At 66.9% G+C, this 15903-nt stretch carries 15 protein-coding genes; 7 read left to right on the top strand and 8 right to left on the bottom strand.

Features of this window, described 5'->3' with window-relative positions:
- Positions 1 to 71: 71 nt before the first annotated feature.
- Positions 72 to 1238 (bottom strand): acetate kinase, encoded by a 1167-nt coding sequence (locus tag QF047_RS03415; protein WP_307273964.1) that lies wholly within the window; start codon positions 1236 to 1238, stop codon positions 72 to 74.
- Between the two features lie 134 nt (positions 1239 to 1372).
- On the opposite strand from QF047_RS03415, the gene QF047_RS03410 reads away from it, so the two are divergent.
- Positions 1373 to 1678: a hypothetical protein gene (locus tag QF047_RS03410; RefSeq protein WP_306635448.1), complete on the top strand. Its 306-nt coding sequence runs from the start codon at positions 1373 to 1375 to the stop codon at positions 1676 to 1678.
- Positions 1679 to 1766: 88 nt separating this feature from the next.
- On the opposite strand, the gene QF047_RS03405 is transcribed toward QF047_RS03410, so the two are convergent.
- From QF047_RS03405 to pta, 3 genes are all read right to left on the bottom strand, one after another.
- Positions 1767 to 1904: a hypothetical protein gene (locus QF047_RS03405; RefSeq protein ID WP_307273959.1), complete on the bottom strand. Its 138-nt coding sequence runs from the start codon at positions 1902 to 1904 to the stop codon at positions 1767 to 1769.
- Between the two features lie 291 nt (positions 1905 to 2195).
- Positions 2196 to 2585 (bottom strand): cupredoxin domain-containing protein, encoded by a 390-nt coding sequence (locus tag QF047_RS03400; RefSeq protein ID WP_307273957.1) that lies wholly within the window; start codon positions 2583 to 2585, stop codon positions 2196 to 2198.
- Positions 2586 to 2777: 192 nt separating this feature from the next.
- Complete coding sequence (gene pta, locus QF047_RS03395) at positions 2778 to 4856, bottom strand: phosphate acetyltransferase (protein ID WP_307273954.1); 2079 nt, start codon at positions 4854 to 4856, stop codon at positions 2778 to 2780.
- 246 nt (positions 4857 to 5102) lie between these two features.
- On the opposite strand from pta, the gene QF047_RS03390 reads away from it, so the two are divergent.
- From QF047_RS03390 to QF047_RS03370, 5 genes are all read left to right on the top strand, one after another.
- A complete protein-coding gene (locus QF047_RS03390; protein WP_306635454.1) occupies positions 5103 to 5564 on the top strand; it encodes a hotdog fold thioesterase in 462 nt (153 codons plus the stop codon).
- Positions 5565 to 5570: 6 nt separating this feature from the next.
- Entirely contained in the window at positions 5571 to 6926 is a 1356-nt protein-coding gene (paaK, locus tag QF047_RS03385; RefSeq protein ID WP_307273949.1) for a phenylacetate--CoA ligase PaaK, read from the top strand.
- Between the two features lie 75 nt (positions 6927 to 7001).
- The gene (locus tag QF047_RS03380; RefSeq protein WP_307273948.1) at positions 7002 to 7622 is read left to right on the top strand and encodes a TetR/AcrR family transcriptional regulator; all 621 of its coding nucleotides are present in this window, start codon (positions 7002 to 7004) and stop codon (positions 7620 to 7622) included.
- A gap of 116 nt (positions 7623 to 7738) precedes the next feature.
- On the top strand, positions 7739 to 8881 hold the full coding sequence (locus QF047_RS03375; RefSeq protein WP_307273946.1) for a trypsin-like peptidase domain-containing protein: 1143 nt from the start codon (positions 7739 to 7741) through the stop codon (positions 8879 to 8881).
- A 24-nt stretch (positions 8882 to 8905) separates the two neighbouring features.
- Complete coding sequence (locus QF047_RS03370) at positions 8906 to 9196, top strand: hypothetical protein (RefSeq protein WP_306635462.1); 291 nt, start codon at positions 8906 to 8908, stop codon at positions 9194 to 9196.
- Between the two features lie 77 nt (positions 9197 to 9273).
- Here QF047_RS03370 and QF047_RS03365 read toward each other — a convergent pair whose 3' ends face one another.
- Together QF047_RS03365 and paaZ are read right to left on the bottom strand one after the other, a co-directional pair.
- Entirely contained in the window at positions 9274 to 9681 is a 408-nt protein-coding gene (locus QF047_RS03365; protein WP_307273941.1) for a VOC family protein, read from the bottom strand.
- A gap of 186 nt (positions 9682 to 9867) precedes the next feature.
- On the bottom strand, positions 9868 to 11979 hold the full coding sequence (paaZ, locus tag QF047_RS03360; RefSeq protein WP_307273936.1) for a phenylacetic acid degradation bifunctional protein PaaZ: 2112 nt from the start codon (positions 11977 to 11979) through the stop codon (positions 9868 to 9870).
- 144 nt (positions 11980 to 12123) lie between these two features.
- Between paaZ and QF047_RS03355 the strand changes: the two genes are divergently transcribed.
- Positions 12124 to 12567 (top strand): PaaI family thioesterase, encoded by a 444-nt coding sequence (locus tag QF047_RS03355; RefSeq protein WP_307273933.1) that lies wholly within the window; start codon positions 12124 to 12126, stop codon positions 12565 to 12567.
- A 55-nt stretch (positions 12568 to 12622) separates the two neighbouring features.
- On the opposite strand, the gene QF047_RS03350 is transcribed toward QF047_RS03355, so the two are convergent.
- Entirely contained in the window at positions 12623 to 15169 is a 2547-nt protein-coding gene (locus tag QF047_RS03350; protein WP_307273929.1) for a trypsin-like serine protease, read from the bottom strand.
- Positions 15166 to 15885 (bottom strand): tyrosine-protein phosphatase, encoded by a 720-nt coding sequence (locus tag QF047_RS03345; protein ID WP_307273927.1) that lies wholly within the window; start codon positions 15883 to 15885, stop codon positions 15166 to 15168. Before QF047_RS03345 ends, QF047_RS03350 begins: the two co-directional genes overlap by 4 nt.
- Positions 15886 to 15903 lie beyond the last annotated feature (18 nt).

The following is a 15903-nucleotide window of genomic DNA, read 5'->3' as shown; positions in this document are numbered from 1 at the left end:
AATCCGTTGTTCCCCACAGGCCCCCCTGGCAGCGTAGGGCCCAGGATCGTTTGGAACGCCCGCAAGGACCGTTACGCAGCAGTCGAGGAGGAGACGACGGCGGCCGTCGCCTCCGCGATGGCCCGTTCCTCGTCCGTGGGAATGACCAGCACCGGAATGGCGGAGCCCAAGGTGGAAATGACGCGGGGTTCCCTGGACCGTTCAGCATTCAGGCCGCGGTGGAGCTCTACCCCCAGCGCTCCCAGCTTATCCACCACGAGCGCACGGAACTGGTGCGAATTTTCGCCGATGCCCGCGGTGAACACGATGGCTTTGGCCCCGCCCACGGCCACGTGGTAACCGCCGATGTACTTCGCGAGCCGGTAGGAGGTGACCGCGAGCGCGGTGGCCGCCTTCTCGTTCCCGGCCTCGGCCGCCTCCACGACCGAGCGCATGTCATTGTTGCCGGCCAGGCCCTTCAGCCCGGACTCGCGGTTCAGCATGGAGTCGATGTCCTCAGGGCTCCAGCCGGCCCTGGCGAGGAACACGAGGATGGACGGGTCCAGATCGCCCGAGCGCGTCCCCATCACCAGGCCTTCCAGCGGTGTGAAACCCATGGACGTGTCCACCGAGCGTCCGCCCTGGACAGCTGTGACCGAGGCACCGTTGCCCAGGTGGGCGATGACGCCGTCGAAGTCGCTGACCGGAAGGTCCAGCAGCGTGGCGGCGCGGCGGGTGACGTACTCGTGCGACGTCCCGTGGAACCCGTAGCGGCGGATGCCGTGGTTGGTGTACAGCTCGTCCGGGACGGCGTAGCGCCAGGCGTGTTCGGGAAGGGTGCGGTGGAACGCGGTATCGAACACGGCCACCTGCGGCATGTCCGGCCACTTCCGGGTGATGGCCCGGATACCCAGCACATTGGCGGGGTTGTGCAGGGGCGCCAGCGGGTTGAGCCGTTCGATGGCGCGGGTGATTTCGTTGTTGATCAGGACCGGCTCGGCGAACCGCTCGCCGCCGTGCACCACGCGATGCCCGACGGCTGCCAGCTCCAGGCCGCCCAGCTCCTGGTGGATGGCGGCGTCCACCTGCTCGAGCGCCTCTGCATGATCCCGCGGGCCCTCTATTTCGCCGTCCCCGTCGCCGCCGTTGCCCATACCGATCTTCTCGATCAGCCCCTCGGTGAGGACGCTCCCGGCAGCAACTTCGCGCACTTGGTATTTGAGCGAGGACGAGCCGGAATTGATGACGAGCACGAGCATGCGGGCCTCCTGAGCCTGGCTTCTGCAGTTCAAACCCCACTATAGGCTGGGCAGCCGCACGGTTTCCTTGCGGATGGGCGCGGGCTGTGCCTAGAGTCGGCAGACAGGCTGGACCACGCCCGAAAGGACATTCCATGACGAACGAGCCCGCTTCGATCGACGAGAACGATCCCACCAACACGGGATCCAGCAGCACGGCACCCCTCAATCCACAAGCAGACACCGACGCCGGCTCAGGCTCCGGCACCAAGGACCCCACCGGCGTCGAAGGATCCAACCCGGCCCTGGACGATACGGGCAACCTCAAGGCAGCCGAGACCGGCGACGCTCCGGAGGCGCCGGAAAACACCGGTGACCTCGACCTCACGCCGCAGGGCCTCTCAGACGAGCCGGCCAAGCAGGAGGACGACCAAAGCCTGGTAAAGCCGGACAACAGCTGACCTGCTTCGTCCGCGGCGAAGCGCGACGCGGCGGACCGGGCCAGACTCCCCACGCGGACCGCGCGGGCTGGTATTTCGGTGTCGGCGCTTAGGCGGCATGCCCCCGCAGGGACCCCGGCGATCCGGCGATCCGGCGCCTGGAGCCGGCGCGGGCAAGGCCAATAGCGGCCAGGACGGCTCCCGCACCTTCGGCGACGGCGCTGAGTGCCTTTTCGAAGAACCACAACGGGTTCGTACATCGCCGGCATGGGACCGATCGCCGGAATGTCGATGTAGCGGTACAGCATCACGGCTGCGAAAGCGCTCAATGCGACAGCCAGTGCCATGGCGTAGGAGAGCCTGCTGCCCCGGATCAGGACGTAGAAGCCCACCAGCACCGCCGCGGCCGATTCGAGCAGGAACAGGTTGCCCTGCCCGATCCCGCCGGGGTTGGCGGCCTGATAACCGGGGGCCAGATGGATGTGCACTCCGGCGTCGATGAACAGCGCCACTGCCGTCAGAATTCTCAGGGCCATGTTCATTTGACTGTCAGCGTGCCTTTCATGTTGGGGTGGTACGTGCAGAAGTACGGATACGAGCCCGGCTTTGAGGGGGCGGTGAACGTGGCCGTGGCCCCGCCTCCGCCGACTTCAACGTCAAATGCCTTGCCCTCCTGAGCCGTGACGGTATGGGGCGCGGAGTCCATGTTGGTGACCGCCACAACGGCGCCAGGCGCCACCGTTAACGGCTCGCCGTACTTGAAATCCTTGATGGTGATGCTTGCCGCCGCGTTCGACGCTCCGGCCGATGAACCGGCTCCCCCGGACGGCGCTGTTCCGGTTCCGGGACTTCCGCCGCCAGGGGCGCAGCCGCCCAGTAAGAGCGCTGCCATCAGCAGCAGTGCCGCCCTGCCTCGAACCTCTTTCATCCTGTACCGTCCTCGACGCCCGGAACCAGGGCCGGCCCCTGTTTGTCCCCTTATTGTGCGCCCGCCCGGCCGAATTGTCCCCTGTCTGGAGGAATCAAGCGGTGTTCCTGGCCGCGGCGCAACCCTGGCCCGCCGCAAAGCATCAGGCGGGGGCCGTCGTCGTCGGTGGTTAAGCCCATCGAGACCCCGCGCCTAGGAGGCCGGCGCCTGCGCCTGGATGGCCGTAATGGCCACGGTGTTCACGATGTCCTCCACCGTGCAGCCGCGGGAGAGGTCATTGACCGGCTTCCGCAAGCCCTGCAGGACAGGCCCGACGGCGACCGCTCCCGAGCTCTGCTGCACCGCCTTGTACGTGTTGTTGCCGGTGTTCAGGTCTGGAAAGATGAACACGCTCGCCTGCCCGGCCACTGAAGAGCCCGGCATCTTGGATTCGGCGATGGAGGCGTCAACGGCGGCGTCGTACTGGATGGGGCCTTCGACGGCGAGGTCCGGGCGGCGCTGGCGCACCAGTTCGGTGGCCTGCCGCACCTGTTCCACGGCCTCGCCCGAACCGGAACCGCCCGTGGAATAGGACAGCATGGCCACCCGCGGCTCCACGCCAAACTGGGCCGCGGTCTCGGCTGAAGCCAGCGCGATGTCCGCCAGCTGCTCCACGTTCGGATCCGGATTCACCGCGCAGTCGCCGTACACCAGCACCCGGTCCGGCATCAGCATCAGGAACACCGAGGACACGATCTTCACGCCCGGGCGGGTCTTCACGAACTCCAGCGCGGGCCGGATGGTGTGCGCCGTGGTGTGCGCAGCCCCGGACACCATTCCGTCCACAACGCCGAGCTGGACCATCATGGTGCCGAAGTAGCTGACGTCCTGCATGATCTCCAAGGCTTTGGGCAGGTCAACGCCCTTGTGCGCCCGCAGTTCCGAATACTTCTCCGCGAACTTCTGCCGCAGGTCCGACGTTGCGGGGTCCACGATGTTGATCCCGGACAGGTCGATGCCACGGGCGGCCGCCAGTTCACGGACATCCGATTCCGGGCCCAGCACGGTGAGGTCGCAGACGTCGCGCCGGTGCAGGATTTCCGCCGCCCGCAGGATCCTTACATCGGTCCCTTCGGGGAGGACCACGTGCCGGCGCTGGGCCCGGGCGCGTTCGATGAGGTCGTGCAGGAAGCGGAGCGGGGTCATGCGTTGGGCCCGTGGCAGGTGCAGCCTTTCCACCAGCTCCGCCTCATCCACGGTGCGGGACCAGAGCCCCAGGGCCGAGGCCACCTTCCGCCGGTGCCCGGACCAGATCTCGCTCCGGACCTCCGAAACGCGGCGGGCCGTGGTGTACGTGTCGTCCGTGGCTGCGAACACCGGGAACGGCGCCTGCGCCAGGAGCGGGTAGATGTTCGCGTCCGGCGCCAGGCCCCCTGTGAGGATCAGCGCCGACGCCACCGGAAACTCGGGCGAGAAGGACGACGCCAGGCACGCCACCATCACGTCCGCGCGGTCGCCGGGCACAATCACCAGGGCGCCCTCGTCCAGAACGTTCAGGAAGTTGCCCACGTTCATGGCCGCCACCTTGATGTCCCGGACGTCGCGTTCCATGTCCGCCCTGCCGGCAATCTGCCGCACACCCAGCGCGGCAGCCACCTCACCGGTGGTGGGGCGCGCAATCGCCTCCAGCTCGGGCAGCACATACACCGGCCGCTTGGAGGCCCCGGGCTTCACGGCGGCGGCGATCGCCTCGACGTCGTCCGGGTCCGCGCGGTTCACCATGATGGCCAGGAGTGCACACTTCTCCGCGGCCAGCTCCTTGCGCGCAACCTCGACGGCGGCCGCCGCCTCCGCCACGGTCCGCCCCTTCGCGCCCACTACCGCCACCACCGGTGCAGAGAGGTTGTTGGCCAGCCGGGCGTTGAGGTCGAATTCGACGGCGGCGTCCTGGCCGGTAAGGTCAGTCCCCTCGATGATCACCACGTCGCAGTGGCGGGACATTTCGGCGAAGATCTCCACGCAGCGGGAGTCGATGTCCGCCCGTTTTCCTTCGGCGAGCAGCGACCGGACCTCCTCGTGCGTGAGGCCGCCGCGGCACCGCTCATCCTCCAGCTCGAACCGGGACTTCATCAGCGCAACCATGGGATCGTCCGCCGGGTCCGGGCCGTGGACCACGGGTTTGAAGAAGCCGATCCTGTCCGCGTGGCGGTGCAGGGTGTCCGCCAGGCCCAGGGCCACGAGGGACTTGCCCGATCCGGGGGTGGTTGCGCTGACGTAGATGCTTGTGGCCATGGTCCGCCCTTTGCAGGTCTGTTGGTGCCGGTACTCCATCCTTGCACTTACCGTCCCGGGCCGCCTGCCATCCATTCCAGCCCAGCTTTGGGGTGATCCGCTGGCGGGCGCCCCGGAAGTTGCGCTGGGCAAGGCCAAAACCGGGCTGGTTTGGACGTGCCCGCCGCTCCCTCTCCCCTTGACACCGGCCCCCCTCATGGGATTACCTAATGAACATTCGGTAAATAAAGCTGGAGGCAATGACGCATGGCTGAAACAACAGTTTCCGGGGCTATCCACCCCATCCTGGAGAACGACTACGCCTCAATCTGGATGGGAATCGAGGTCCTCGCCATCAGCGACGGGCATGCCACCATCCGGATGACCCTCCGCCAGGAGATGCTTAACGGCTTCGGCATGGCCCACGGCGGAATGATCTTCGCCTTCGCGGACTCCGCCTTCGCCCTGGCCTGCAACCCGGCCACCCCGGCACCCGGCGAGGAGAACAACATCACTGTAGCCGCCGGCGTCGACATCAACTTCCTCAAGCCGGCCTACCGCGGCCAGGTGATCACCGCCGTCGCCGACCGCCGTTCCAGCGCGGGCCGCAGCGGGCTGTATGACATCCAGATTTTCGCTGCCGACGCCGATGCCCAACCCGATCCCGAAAAGCCAGGTGAACTCATCGCCGAGTTCCGCGGACGCAGCCGGACCATCCCCAAGAAGTAGGAAACCATGACCCTCCATGCCCCCGAAACCCCCGTGTCCCCGGCCGCGACCGATGCCGTGCTTGACCGCGAGGAAACCATCTCCCGCGACGAGCTCGAGGCCCTCCAGCTCGCCCGCCTGCAGCACACCGTGGCCTACGCCTATGATCGCGTGCCCCTGTACAAGCGCAAGTTCGACGACGCCGGAGTCCACCCTGCCGACCTGCGTGAACTCAGCGACCTGGGCAACTTTCCGTTCACCACCAAGGAGGACCTGCGTGCCGAATACCCGTTCGGGATGTTCGCGGTTCCGCAGAGCGAAGTAGCCCGCATCCACGCCAGCTCAGGCACCACGGGCCGGCCCACCGTCGTCGGCTACACCAAGCAGGACTTGGCGGACTGGGCCAAACTCGTGGCCCGCAGCTTCCGCGCCTCCGGCATCCGTCCCGGCATGAAGGTCCACAACGCCTACGGCTACGGCCTGTTCACCGGCGGCCTCGGCGCCCACGCCGGCGCCGAAGCACTGGGCTGCACCGTCATCCCGATGTCCGGCGGCCAGACCGAACGCCAGATCCAGCTGATCCAAGATTTCAAGCCGGACGCGATCCTGGCCACCCCCACCTACCTGCTGACCATCGCCGATGCCATGGCCCACATGGGCATCGACCCGGCCTCCACGTCGCTGAAGTTCGCAGTACTGGGCGCGGAGCCGTGGACGCAGGAGATGCGGCACGAGCTCGAAGTGATGATGAACATCAAGGCCTGCGACATTTACGGGCTCTCCGAGGTGATGGGGCCGGGCGTCGCCGGCGAGTCCGTGGAGACCCAGGACGGCAGCCACATCTGGGAGGACCACTTCCGCCCCGAAATCATCGACCCGTTCAACCCGCTGGCGGGCAAGGAAAACGTGCTGCGCGACGGCGAACACGGCGAACTCGTCTTCACGTCCCTCACCAAGGAAGCCCTGCCGATCATCCGCTACCGCACCAAGGACCTCACCCGGCTCCTGCCCGGCACCGCCCGCCCCGCGCACCGGCGCATGGGCCGCATCACCGGCCGCAGCGACGACATGATCATCCTGCGCGGCGTGAACCTCTTCCCGTCCCAGATTGAGGAAATCGCGCTCCGGATCCCCGAGCTCAGCCCGCACTTCCAGCTCGAACTCACCCGCCCCGAAGGCCAGCGGATGGACCAGCTGACGGTCCGCATTGAACGGCGGGACGCCGTCACCCCCGAGCAGAGCACGACGGCGGCACGCGCCTTGAAGGAGCAGATCAAGATCCACGTGGGTTCTTCGTGCCTGGTGGACGTGGTGGAGCCGGGCTCGCTGGAGCGGTCCAACGGCAAGCTGCGCCGGATCTACGACCTTCGGCCGAAGGGGTAGTCGGGCCTGCGCCGGACTGACTTGCGCCGACCGACTTGCGCCGACTGACCGACCGTTCATGAGAAACTAGCCACTATGCCCAGCACCACTGATACAGCCGGCACCGCCGGCACCAAGCGCGGCCGCCCCGGATACGACCAGCAATCGGTGCTGCGCATCGCCGTCGACGTCTTCAACCGGCACGGTTACGACGCGACGTCCATGGGCATCCTGGCGGACAACCTGGGCATTTCGAAGTCGGCGATCTACCACCACGTGCCGTCCAAGGGCGACCTGCTCAAGCTCGCCCTGGACCACGCTCTCGGCGGGCTCGAGGCGATCCTGAAGGAGCCGCAGGCCACGTCCGGTGCGGCAGATGCCCGGCTCGAGTTTGTGCTCCGGCAAACCGTGGCAGTCCTCGTGGAGCGGCTGCCGTTCGTCACGCTGCTCCTGCGGCTCCGCGGGAACACCGAGATTGAACGTGACGCCCTGGAGCGGCGCCGCAGCTTTGACCACAAGGTGGCCGGGCTGATCTCCGCCGCCCGGGACGAAGGATCGCTGCGCCAGGACATCGACCCCCGGACAGTCACCCGGCTGCTGTTCGGCATGATCAACTCGATCGTGGAATGGTACAAACCGGGCGGTTCCCTCTCGCCGAAACGGCTCGCCGACGACGTCATCACCATGGCCTTCGACGGGCTCCACTCCCAGCCTTAGCCCCCGGGGAGACCGGCCCGGAGATTCCAACCCCTAAAAATACTAAGTGTGCTTGGTATTTCTGTTGTTGCCCGGCTACGGTGGTAGGACCAGCCAGCATCCGCAGGAGGCAGTCCATGAGCATCAGCGCCCGCCGGGGATTACGCCGTCCCGCCCGCTTCGGCACATTGGCCGGAGCGGGAGTGTTGGCAGCTTCCCTGACCCTGACCGCCTGCACAGGATCCCAGGCTCCGCCGGCCCCGAGCGAAACGTCCGGCGCCGCTACGGCCGGCAGCAGCACCTCGCCGTCGGCCGGCACGTCCCCCGGCCCCAGCGGTTCAGCCAGCGCTTCCGCGGGCAACCCCGCGCCGGCACCCGATGTGGCCGGCGGCATCCCGGAGCTGGTGGAGAATCTGGCCCCGTCGGTGGTGACCATCTTCACCGAAGGCGGGCTCGGCAGCGGCGTGGTGTATTCCGCGGACGGCCTCATCCTCACCAACGAGCACGTGGTCAAGGGCAACACCAGCGTGGAGGTCGGTTTCGCTGACGGCCAGCGGGTGCAGGGAACGGTCAGGGCCAGCGACGCCGTCACGGACCTGGCCCTGGTCCAGGCGGACCGGAAGGCCCTGCCCAAGCCCACCTACCAGAGCACACTGCCGCGGGTGGGTGAAGGCGCCGTGGTGCTGGGGTCCCCGCTGGGCTTCGAGAACACGGCGACGGCCGGGATCATCTCCGGGCTGCACCGGTCCATTCCGGGCTCGGCCTCCAACAGCCTGTCCCTGGTGGACCTGATCCAGACGGACGCACCTATCAGCCCGGGCAACTCCGGCGGCGCCGTGATCAACATGCGGGGCGAAATCATTGGTATCAGCGAGGCCTACATCCCGCCGTCGGCCGGAGCGGTTTCCCTGGGCTTTGCCATCCCGGCGGCCACCGCCGTGCAGGTTGCGGAGGAACTGCTGGCCGACGGCACCGCCGAGCACGCCTACCTCGGCCTGACCCCGGGCGAACTGACGCCCCAGATCGCGGACCAGCTGGGCATCGAGGCGAATACCGGCGTCGTGGTGTTGTCCGTGGATGAGGACGGCCCCGCGGGACGGGCAGGAATCCGGCCGGGAGACGTGCTGGAGTCCATGGAGGGAGTGGAGCTGAAGGCACCCGAGAAGCTCTTGGCGGAACTGCGCAACCGCAATCCCGGCGATACCGTGAGTTTCAAGGTCAAGCGCGGCGACCAGAGCCTTGACCTCAAAGCGGACCTGATTGACCGGCCAACCCAGTAGTACAACCGAGAGGAAGGTTACACAATGAGCCCCAAGGAAGAACCGGACGCCGGATTCATCATTCCGGACCCGTCAAAAGTCCGCGAGGACATCCCGCAGGATTCCGCGGACGAAGCCAACGCAATCCGCTTCAGCGAAGAACAGGCGCTGATCGAGGAACAGTCCCACGGCATCCGCCCGGACACGTACAGCGTGCCCTCCGGCGGGCCCACTATGGACGAGGCCCGCGGCAACATGGACCTGTCGGACCAGACCGGGGCGGCGCCGTCGGACGACAGCAGCGACGACGGCCTGCACAGCGGCGCGGAATCCTGACACTTTCCGCGTCGTAAACGAGCGGCAGGCGCGTCCCGGTCTCCGGGGCGCGCCTGCCGCTTTCTGCGGGTCTTGAGTCAGAGCTCGTACTCGGCCTGCACGCCAAGCGATTCGTGGACGCACAGGATGTTCTGCTCGGTATCCATAAACCAGGCGCACTTCTCCGAGTTCGTGGTGCAGATATGGTCCTTGGTCCGAAGGTTCGGCAGGTCGTAGTCCTGGAACTGCACCCCACTGGCCTCCATGTCCCGGACCGTCCGCTCGATGTCCGCAACCTCGAAGCTCAGTGCGGTGTGATCGGAATGCCTGCCATCCGATACGGGCATCAGCTGCAGCATCGGGCCGCCGTTGGTGCCGAAGAGTTCGCTTCCGTCGTCCGTCATGCCACGGTGCGGGAGTCCGAGTTTTTCCGTATAGAACCGGCGGGCGCGCTGTGGATCATCGACTGGCAGGACGGTAGTGACTGTGTTCAATCTAAGGCTCATCTAGCCACCTCCTACGGGGAGAATCTTACGCTCGGCCAGCCCGAAAAGCCCTTGCCCGTTTCCCCCGATTCAGACCCTCTCTCACTTAATGCGGCCCAACCCGGAACCCTCTCTCACTTTCCTCAGGAGAGTGAGAGAGGGTCCGGGAAAAAGGCGCGTTAAGTGAGAGAGCGTCCGGGGGTGGGGCTATTTTTCGACCAGGGTGAGGACGTCGTAGGTGGCCACGATCTCGTCGTTCTGGTTGGTCAGCACTGCGTCCCAGGCCACCTCGCCGTACTCGTCGGTTTCGCGCGGGGTGATCTTCTTGGCGGTGAGGGTCACCCGGATGGAGTCGCCCGCGGCCACCGGCGTGATGAAGCGCAGGTTTTCCAGGCCGTAGTTGGCCAGGACCGGGCCCGGGGCGGGTTCCACGAACAGTCCGGCACCCCAGGCCAGCAGGAGGTAGCCGTGCGCAACGATGCCCGGGAAGAAGGGGTTGGCTTCCGCGGCTTCCTGGTTGGTGTGCGCGTAGAACGTGTCGCCGGTGGAGTTGGCGAAGGCGGTGATGTCCTCCAGGGTGACCTGGCGCAGGTCGGAGCGGACGGCGTCGCCAATCTGAAGCGTCTTCAGCGGCTTCCGGAAGGGGTGGGTTCCTTCGGTTTCAACCGTGAAGTTGCGGTCCGCCCCCGAGTGCCAAATGCCGGTGACGGCGGTGAGCATGTTGGGCGAGCCCTGGATGGCCGTGCGCTGCATGTGGTGCATCACCGAGCGGATGCCGCCCAGTTCCTCGCCGCCGCCGGCGCGGCCGGGACCGCCGTGGACCAGGTGCGGCACGGGTGAGCCATGGCCCGTTGACGAACGTGCATCCTCGCGGTTGAGCATCAGGACGCGGCCGTGGTGGGCCGCGATTCCGGTCACGAGTTCGCGGGCAACCGCGGGATCGTTGGTGCAGACCGAGGCGACCAGGGAGCCGTTGCCGCGGGCGGCGAGGCGGACGGCGTCGGGAATGTCCTTGTACCCGATCACCGACGAAACCGGACCGAACGCCTCCAGCGAGTGCACTTCCTCCGCCTCGGGGTCCTGCCAGGTCAGCAGGACGGGCGCCATAAACGCGCCGCCGTCAACCACGCCGGTGGACCCGTCGGCAGAGGTGACCGACGGCGAATCGAGGGTTCCGTACGCAAGCTCACCGCCGGCGTCGAGCATGGACTGCACTGCCGCGCGAACGTCCTCAAGCTGTTCCACGGAGGCGAGCGCGCCCATGGTGACGCCGTCTGCCCGCGGATCACCAAGGACAATGCGTTCGTTAATGCGCTTGCCGATGGCGGCGGAAACGGCCGGCACCAGCTCCTGAGGGACGATGGCACGGCGGATGGCGGTGCACTTCTGGCCGGCCTTGGCCGTCATTTCGGTGACCACAGACTTCACGAAGGCATCGAATTCCGGCGTGCCCTCCACCGCGTCCGGGCCGAGGATGGCGGCGTTGAGCGAATCGGTTTCGGACGTGAAGCGGACGCCGCCCTGCACCACATTGGGGTGGGACTTCAGGGACAGTGCGGTGGAGGCGGAACCGGTAAAGGCCACCAGGTCGCGGTAATCGAGCACATCCAGCAGCCCGCGGACCGAACCGGAAATCAGCTGCAGCGAGCCCTTGGGCAGGATGTTGGATTCGACAATCGCCTTGACCACGGCTGCCGCCACGTACCCGGTGGGGGTGGCGGGCTTGACGATGGTGGGGACGCCGGCGATGAAGGCGGGCGCGAACTTCTCCAGCATGCCCCAGACGGGGAAGTTGAACGCGTTGATCTGTACGGCCACGCCTGGGATGCGGGTGTAGATGTGTTCGCCGGCGAAGGAACCGTCCTTGGACAGCACCTCCATGGGCCCGTCCACCACCACCTGCGAGTTGGGCAGCTCCCGCCGGCCCTTGGAGCCGAAGGTGAAGAGGACGCCGATGCCGCCGTCGATGTCGATCATGGAATCGACTTTGGTGGCGCCGGTCTGGGCGGAGAAGGTGTAAAAGTGTTCGCGCCGGGTGTTCAGGTACTGCGCCAGTTCCTTGAGTTTGAGGGCGCGCTGGTGGAAGGTCAGCCGGCCGAGTTCGGCCTGTCCGGTGGTGCGGCCGTGCTCAACCACGGCGCCCAGGTCCAGCCCCTCGGTGCTCACTTTGGCCAGGATCTCCCCGGTGCTCGCGTCGCGGACGGGGACAGCGGAACCTGCGGAGCCGTCGTCGGGCGTCCACCACCGGTCCATGATGAAGCTGGGCACTGTCTCCACGGTGTCGACCGTGGCCTGGGGAGCTGTGGCGGTGGTGGTCATCGTTGACGGGTCCTTCCAACAAGGGGGCAGACAACGGCAGCCATGATTACTGACCGTCCGTTCGGTAATATATTCACCATACATGAAGTGCCGTGGTGCAGACTAGAAGGCCGGGACTGAAATGGCCAACCAGGAGGAGAAGATATGGGCGCCCCATCACAGAAGGATGCCTCTTCAGAGCACGAGCATGCCCACGAGCTGTGGAAGATCACCCTCGGCGAGCTGGACGAGAAGATGGGCGTGAAGATCCTGGAAGAGTCAGTGGAGCGGGTGGTGGCCACCATGCCCGTGGAGGGGAACCGGCAGTCCTTCGGGTTGCTGCACGGCGGCGCCTCCCTGGCCGTGGGCGAGGCCGTGGGGTCCTGGGCGGCGGTGATCCACGCGAGCACCATGGGCAAGACGGCGGTGGGCGTGGACGTTTCAGCCACCCACCACCGCTCGGGGCGCGAGGGCCAGGTGACCATCACCGCCACCCCCATTCATCTGGGCGGCACACTTACCACGCACGAGGTGGTCATCACCAACGAGGCCGGCCAGCGGCTCTGCACCCTGCGCATCACCAACCTGCTGATGAGGCGCCACAAATAACTGCGTCTTCCGGTGGTTGAGCCTGTCTGTTCCGGTGGTTGAGCCTGTCGAAACCTCATCCGCGGGCGCGGCGCCTCCGACGGCGGACCAGCATCATCAGCACGCCCCCGACCACGATCGCAGCCGCGGCAGCGCCTGCCGCCGGGACGAGTGCGGAGGCCCCGGTGTTGGCCAGATCAGCCGGGGTGCTCACGGCCGGGAGCACGACGACGGCGGGCGGGCTGTCCGCAGGACCCGGCGGTACGGACGGGGCCGGATCAGCCGGGGCCGGCGGCGGAGCAGGGTCCAAGACGAACGATGCGCTGGCCGTTGCCGAGACGAGTCCGTCCAGTGCCTGGGATACGGAAACAGTGTGGATTCCGGCGGCCAGTCCGTCAGGGAAGGGGACCCTCCAGGTTCCGCCAGCTACCAGCTCCAGCGGAACCAGGGCAGGTGCGGCCGATCGGGATCCGGCCGGGCCGCCCGACGTGGGGCTGGAAAGGGGCTTGCCATCGATCGACACCGTCACCTCGGCCCCCTCGGTGCCGCTGCCGGAAATTGATTGCGGCAGGTCGTCCTGGCGGAAGTGCTGCCCGTCATCAATGCTTGCGATGACAGGATCTGGAGGCGTTACCTGAACCGTTGCTGTGGCGGCAGGGCTGTTGGCAGTTCCCGGCGAGGACAGTACAGCTTTGACCATCACATTCCCGAAAGCTGCCGGGCCTGCCACGCGGGCCGTCCATTGCCCGTCCAGGCCTACTGTTCCGGAGCCTGCCACATCGCCTGACAGGGACACCGTTGCACCGGGAGCGCCCGTGCCGGAAAGGGCTGTCAACTCCGTCAAGGGCTGGCTGGCAGGCGCGGTGATGGTCGGGGCGGCCAGGGGTGCCGGCGCAACATCCGCCGTCAGCGACGCGGCCCCGGAGCGGCTGGAACCGTTCATCGTTTCAGCCTGGAAGGTCAACTGGCCAGCAGGCCACGGGGCTTTAAAGCTCCAGTAGCCCGCTTCGTCGACGGGCACGTCGAAGGTTTCATAGCCGGGCAGGGTGATGCGGACGGCGGTTCCTGCCGCGGAGGCCGGCTCCGCGGGCACCACCCCTGAGATGCTCTGGCCTGCCTGCACGCTTTCCCCAGGCGCAGGCGAGCTCAGCACCGGCTTATTCAGGAAGACTTCCAACTGATACCCGGGCAACACCTCGAGGGCATCCTGCAAGGTGGCTGCCAGGGCGAAGTTCTGAGCGCCTCCACTTTCCCCGGCGGAATGGATGCCCACTGCGAAGTTCCCGCTGATCCAGGGGCCGCCCGAGTCACCGCCGGCCGATTGGACATCCAGGGACACGAAGCCTCTGATAGCTCTGAGATCCGTGTCGTCTTTTGCGTAGTTAGTCCCCTCAATGAGGTAAATCCCAACCTCGCTGATGGTGCCGCACGACCACCCCGACCGCCAGCCGGAACGGCACACGTCCATGCCGATCACCGGGGCAGCCGCACCGATGATTTTGACGTCCTGGCCCGACACGGACTTGTCGCCCCAGGTGGTAGCGGCGGGCAGCGGGTCCAGATCCGCACGGAGGGCACCAATGACCGAGACGTCCGTTCCCACGTTCCCGGGGTCGGTGCCATTGTTGGGCCGCAGTACCGGGGAGTTGCCGGGTCCGCCGAATTGACTGAATTCGAAGTTTCCCAGAAACCCTGCCCGCGCTCCTTGAAGTAGCAGGTCAGCGGTCTTGGACGCGCCGTCCTCGCCACAGTGTCCGGCGGTCAGGACCGCTGGCAGGCCCGCCGGGGTGAACGCGGAGAACCCTGTCGAACAAATCCATCCACTGTCCGCTGCATAGCCCACTCCGCCCGGGACGTCTGCTTCCGGCTTCAGCGGGGTTCCCTGTGCCAGTTCAACGTTGGCGTATCTGGACACGAATTCCGACGGCGACATCTTCCCGGTGCCTGCTTCCGTCACCGATGAAACTGTGGCGGACTGCACCGCCGCGCCTGCTGCTTCCGGCATATTGACGCCACCGGTCTTGATGACAAACTTGGTACCAGTGCTGACCACCGCCTGCAGGCCCGTGATACCTACGTCGCGCACGTAGGCCTGGAAAAGCTGCTCGGTGCTGGCGGCAAGCTCGGACCCGGGTGCCGTGGATGTGGGCGCTGCTGATTCAGGCGCAGCTGCCGCTTCGAGCTCCAGTGGAAGGCCTGGAGCGCCGGCGACGAGCGCGTGCACGGCTGCCTGCAGTCCGGCTCCGAAACCCGCCACGATGATCCTGCTGCCTGCCACCCGGATTCCCGTGTAACCGGGGACGGCGCTGAGCTTGGCTGCGGCCGCCTCTGCCCGGACGCTTAGCTCCCCTGCCGCGTCGAACTGCTCCGGCGTCAGGCCGAGGTCGCGCTGGACCGCACCCGCGAGACCCGTCGAGGAAATGCCGCCGGAAGCTGCGGGCGCCGGGGTCTCCGCGGCAAGACTTACGGCCGGACCGGCAGCGGGACTCGTGGCTGGCATGGTTGCCGGAGCTGTGCTGTCGTCCCCCGTTGCCCAAGCCGGAACAGCGACGTAGGCGGACGCAGCCAGCATCCCCGTGGCAGCGCCCAGCGAGAGTGCCCGGCGCAGTTTTCCCCTGTTCACCGAACCACCCCAGCTCCACAGAGGGACAGCACTGCATTGATCTCGGCCTCGGCGAGCCCATTTGCCAGCAGGAACTTCCTGGTATCCAGGCCCCGCACAAACTCTACGACGGCGTCGCCGCGCTCCTCCAGCAGTGGCGCCAGCTCGTGCTCCTCAAGATAGCGCTCGCGGTCATGGGGAGGACCGAGGGTGCGGTAGCGTTCGTTGATTCCGCGGGCTGCCCGCCGGTATCCCTCGGCGATGTCCTGGTCGGAGTCCCCCGTCAGGTCCTGCAGCATGGCTGCAACCATGCCGCTACGGTCCCGGCCGGCGGCGCAGTGCAGCACCACATCGCCGTGGCGGGACGCTGTTGCGAGGGCCTTGAAGACGGCCGCCAGCTTTCCAGGGAAGAGCCGCGCGTTGTCTGCGTAGTAGGCGGGATCGTTGAGGTAGGGGCCGGCAAGTCCGGTGAAGCGCGGATCGCCCGGTTCTTCGGTGGGCGCGGAGACCAGTGAGATGCCGGACCATGCCGAGTCGGCCACCGACGGGTCGCTGTCCCGGCGCTGCACCTCGGCACCGTTGCGGAGATCGATCACCGTACGTATGCCGTCGTCGTACGCCTGCCGCCAGCCCGCCTCCGTCAGCCATTCGCGCCGCCCCATGCGGTAAACACCGCCGGAGACATGCCACGCGTTGACAGCACCATCCCAGTCCATGGGCCCGCCCGCACTCTTCATCCGGACAGCTAATCACAG

Origin of the sequence: Arthrobacter sp. W4I7 (assembly GCF_030816215.1) — a bacterium.
Taxonomy (GTDB): domain Bacteria; phylum Actinomycetota; class Actinomycetes; order Actinomycetales; family Micrococcaceae; genus Arthrobacter; species Arthrobacter siccitolerans_A.
The sequence above is the reverse complement of the archived record's forward strand: the minus strand, read 5'-3'. Positions and strand labels throughout refer to the sequence as shown.

What these genes read in the sequence shown, in the direction of transcription:
- QF047_RS03415 (WP_307273964.1), bottom strand. Translation starts at nt 1,238, where the DNA reads ATGCTCGTGCTCGTCATCAATTCCGGCTCGTCCTCGCTCAAATACCAA.
- QF047_RS03410 (WP_306635448.1), top strand. Translation starts at nt 1,373, where the DNA reads ATGACGAACGAGCCCGCTTCGATCGACGAGAACGATCCCACCAACACG.
- QF047_RS03400 (WP_307273957.1), bottom strand. Translation starts at nt 2,585, where the DNA reads ATGAAAGAGGTTCGAGGCAGGGCGGCACTGCTGCTGATGGCAGCGCTC.
- pta (WP_307273954.1), bottom strand. Translation starts at nt 4,856, where the DNA reads ATGGCCACAAGCATCTACGTCAGCGCAACCACCCCCGGATCGGGCAAG.
- QF047_RS03390 (WP_306635454.1), top strand. Translation starts at nt 5,103, where the DNA reads ATGGCTGAAACAACAGTTTCCGGGGCTATCCACCCCATCCTGGAGAAC.
- paaK (WP_307273949.1), top strand. Translation starts at nt 5,571, where the DNA reads ATGACCCTCCATGCCCCCGAAACCCCCGTGTCCCCGGCCGCGACCGAT.
- QF047_RS03380 (WP_307273948.1), top strand. Translation starts at nt 7,002, where the DNA reads ATGCCCAGCACCACTGATACAGCCGGCACCGCCGGCACCAAGCGCGGC.
- QF047_RS03375 (WP_307273946.1), top strand. Translation starts at nt 7,739, where the DNA reads ATGAGCATCAGCGCCCGCCGGGGATTACGCCGTCCCGCCCGCTTCGGC.
- QF047_RS03370 (WP_306635462.1), top strand. Translation starts at nt 8,906, where the DNA reads ATGAGCCCCAAGGAAGAACCGGACGCCGGATTCATCATTCCGGACCCG.
- QF047_RS03365 (WP_307273941.1), bottom strand. Translation starts at nt 9,681, where the DNA reads ATGAGCCTTAGATTGAACACAGTCACTACCGTCCTGCCAGTCGATGAT.
- paaZ (WP_307273936.1), bottom strand. Translation starts at nt 11,979, where the DNA reads ATGACCACCACCGCCACAGCTCCCCAGGCCACGGTCGACACCGTGGAG.
- QF047_RS03355 (WP_307273933.1), top strand. Translation starts at nt 12,124, where the DNA reads ATGGGCGCCCCATCACAGAAGGATGCCTCTTCAGAGCACGAGCATGCC.
- QF047_RS03345 (WP_307273927.1), bottom strand. Translation starts at nt 15,885, where the DNA reads ATGAAGAGTGCGGGCGGGCCCATGGACTGGGATGGTGCTGTCAACGCG.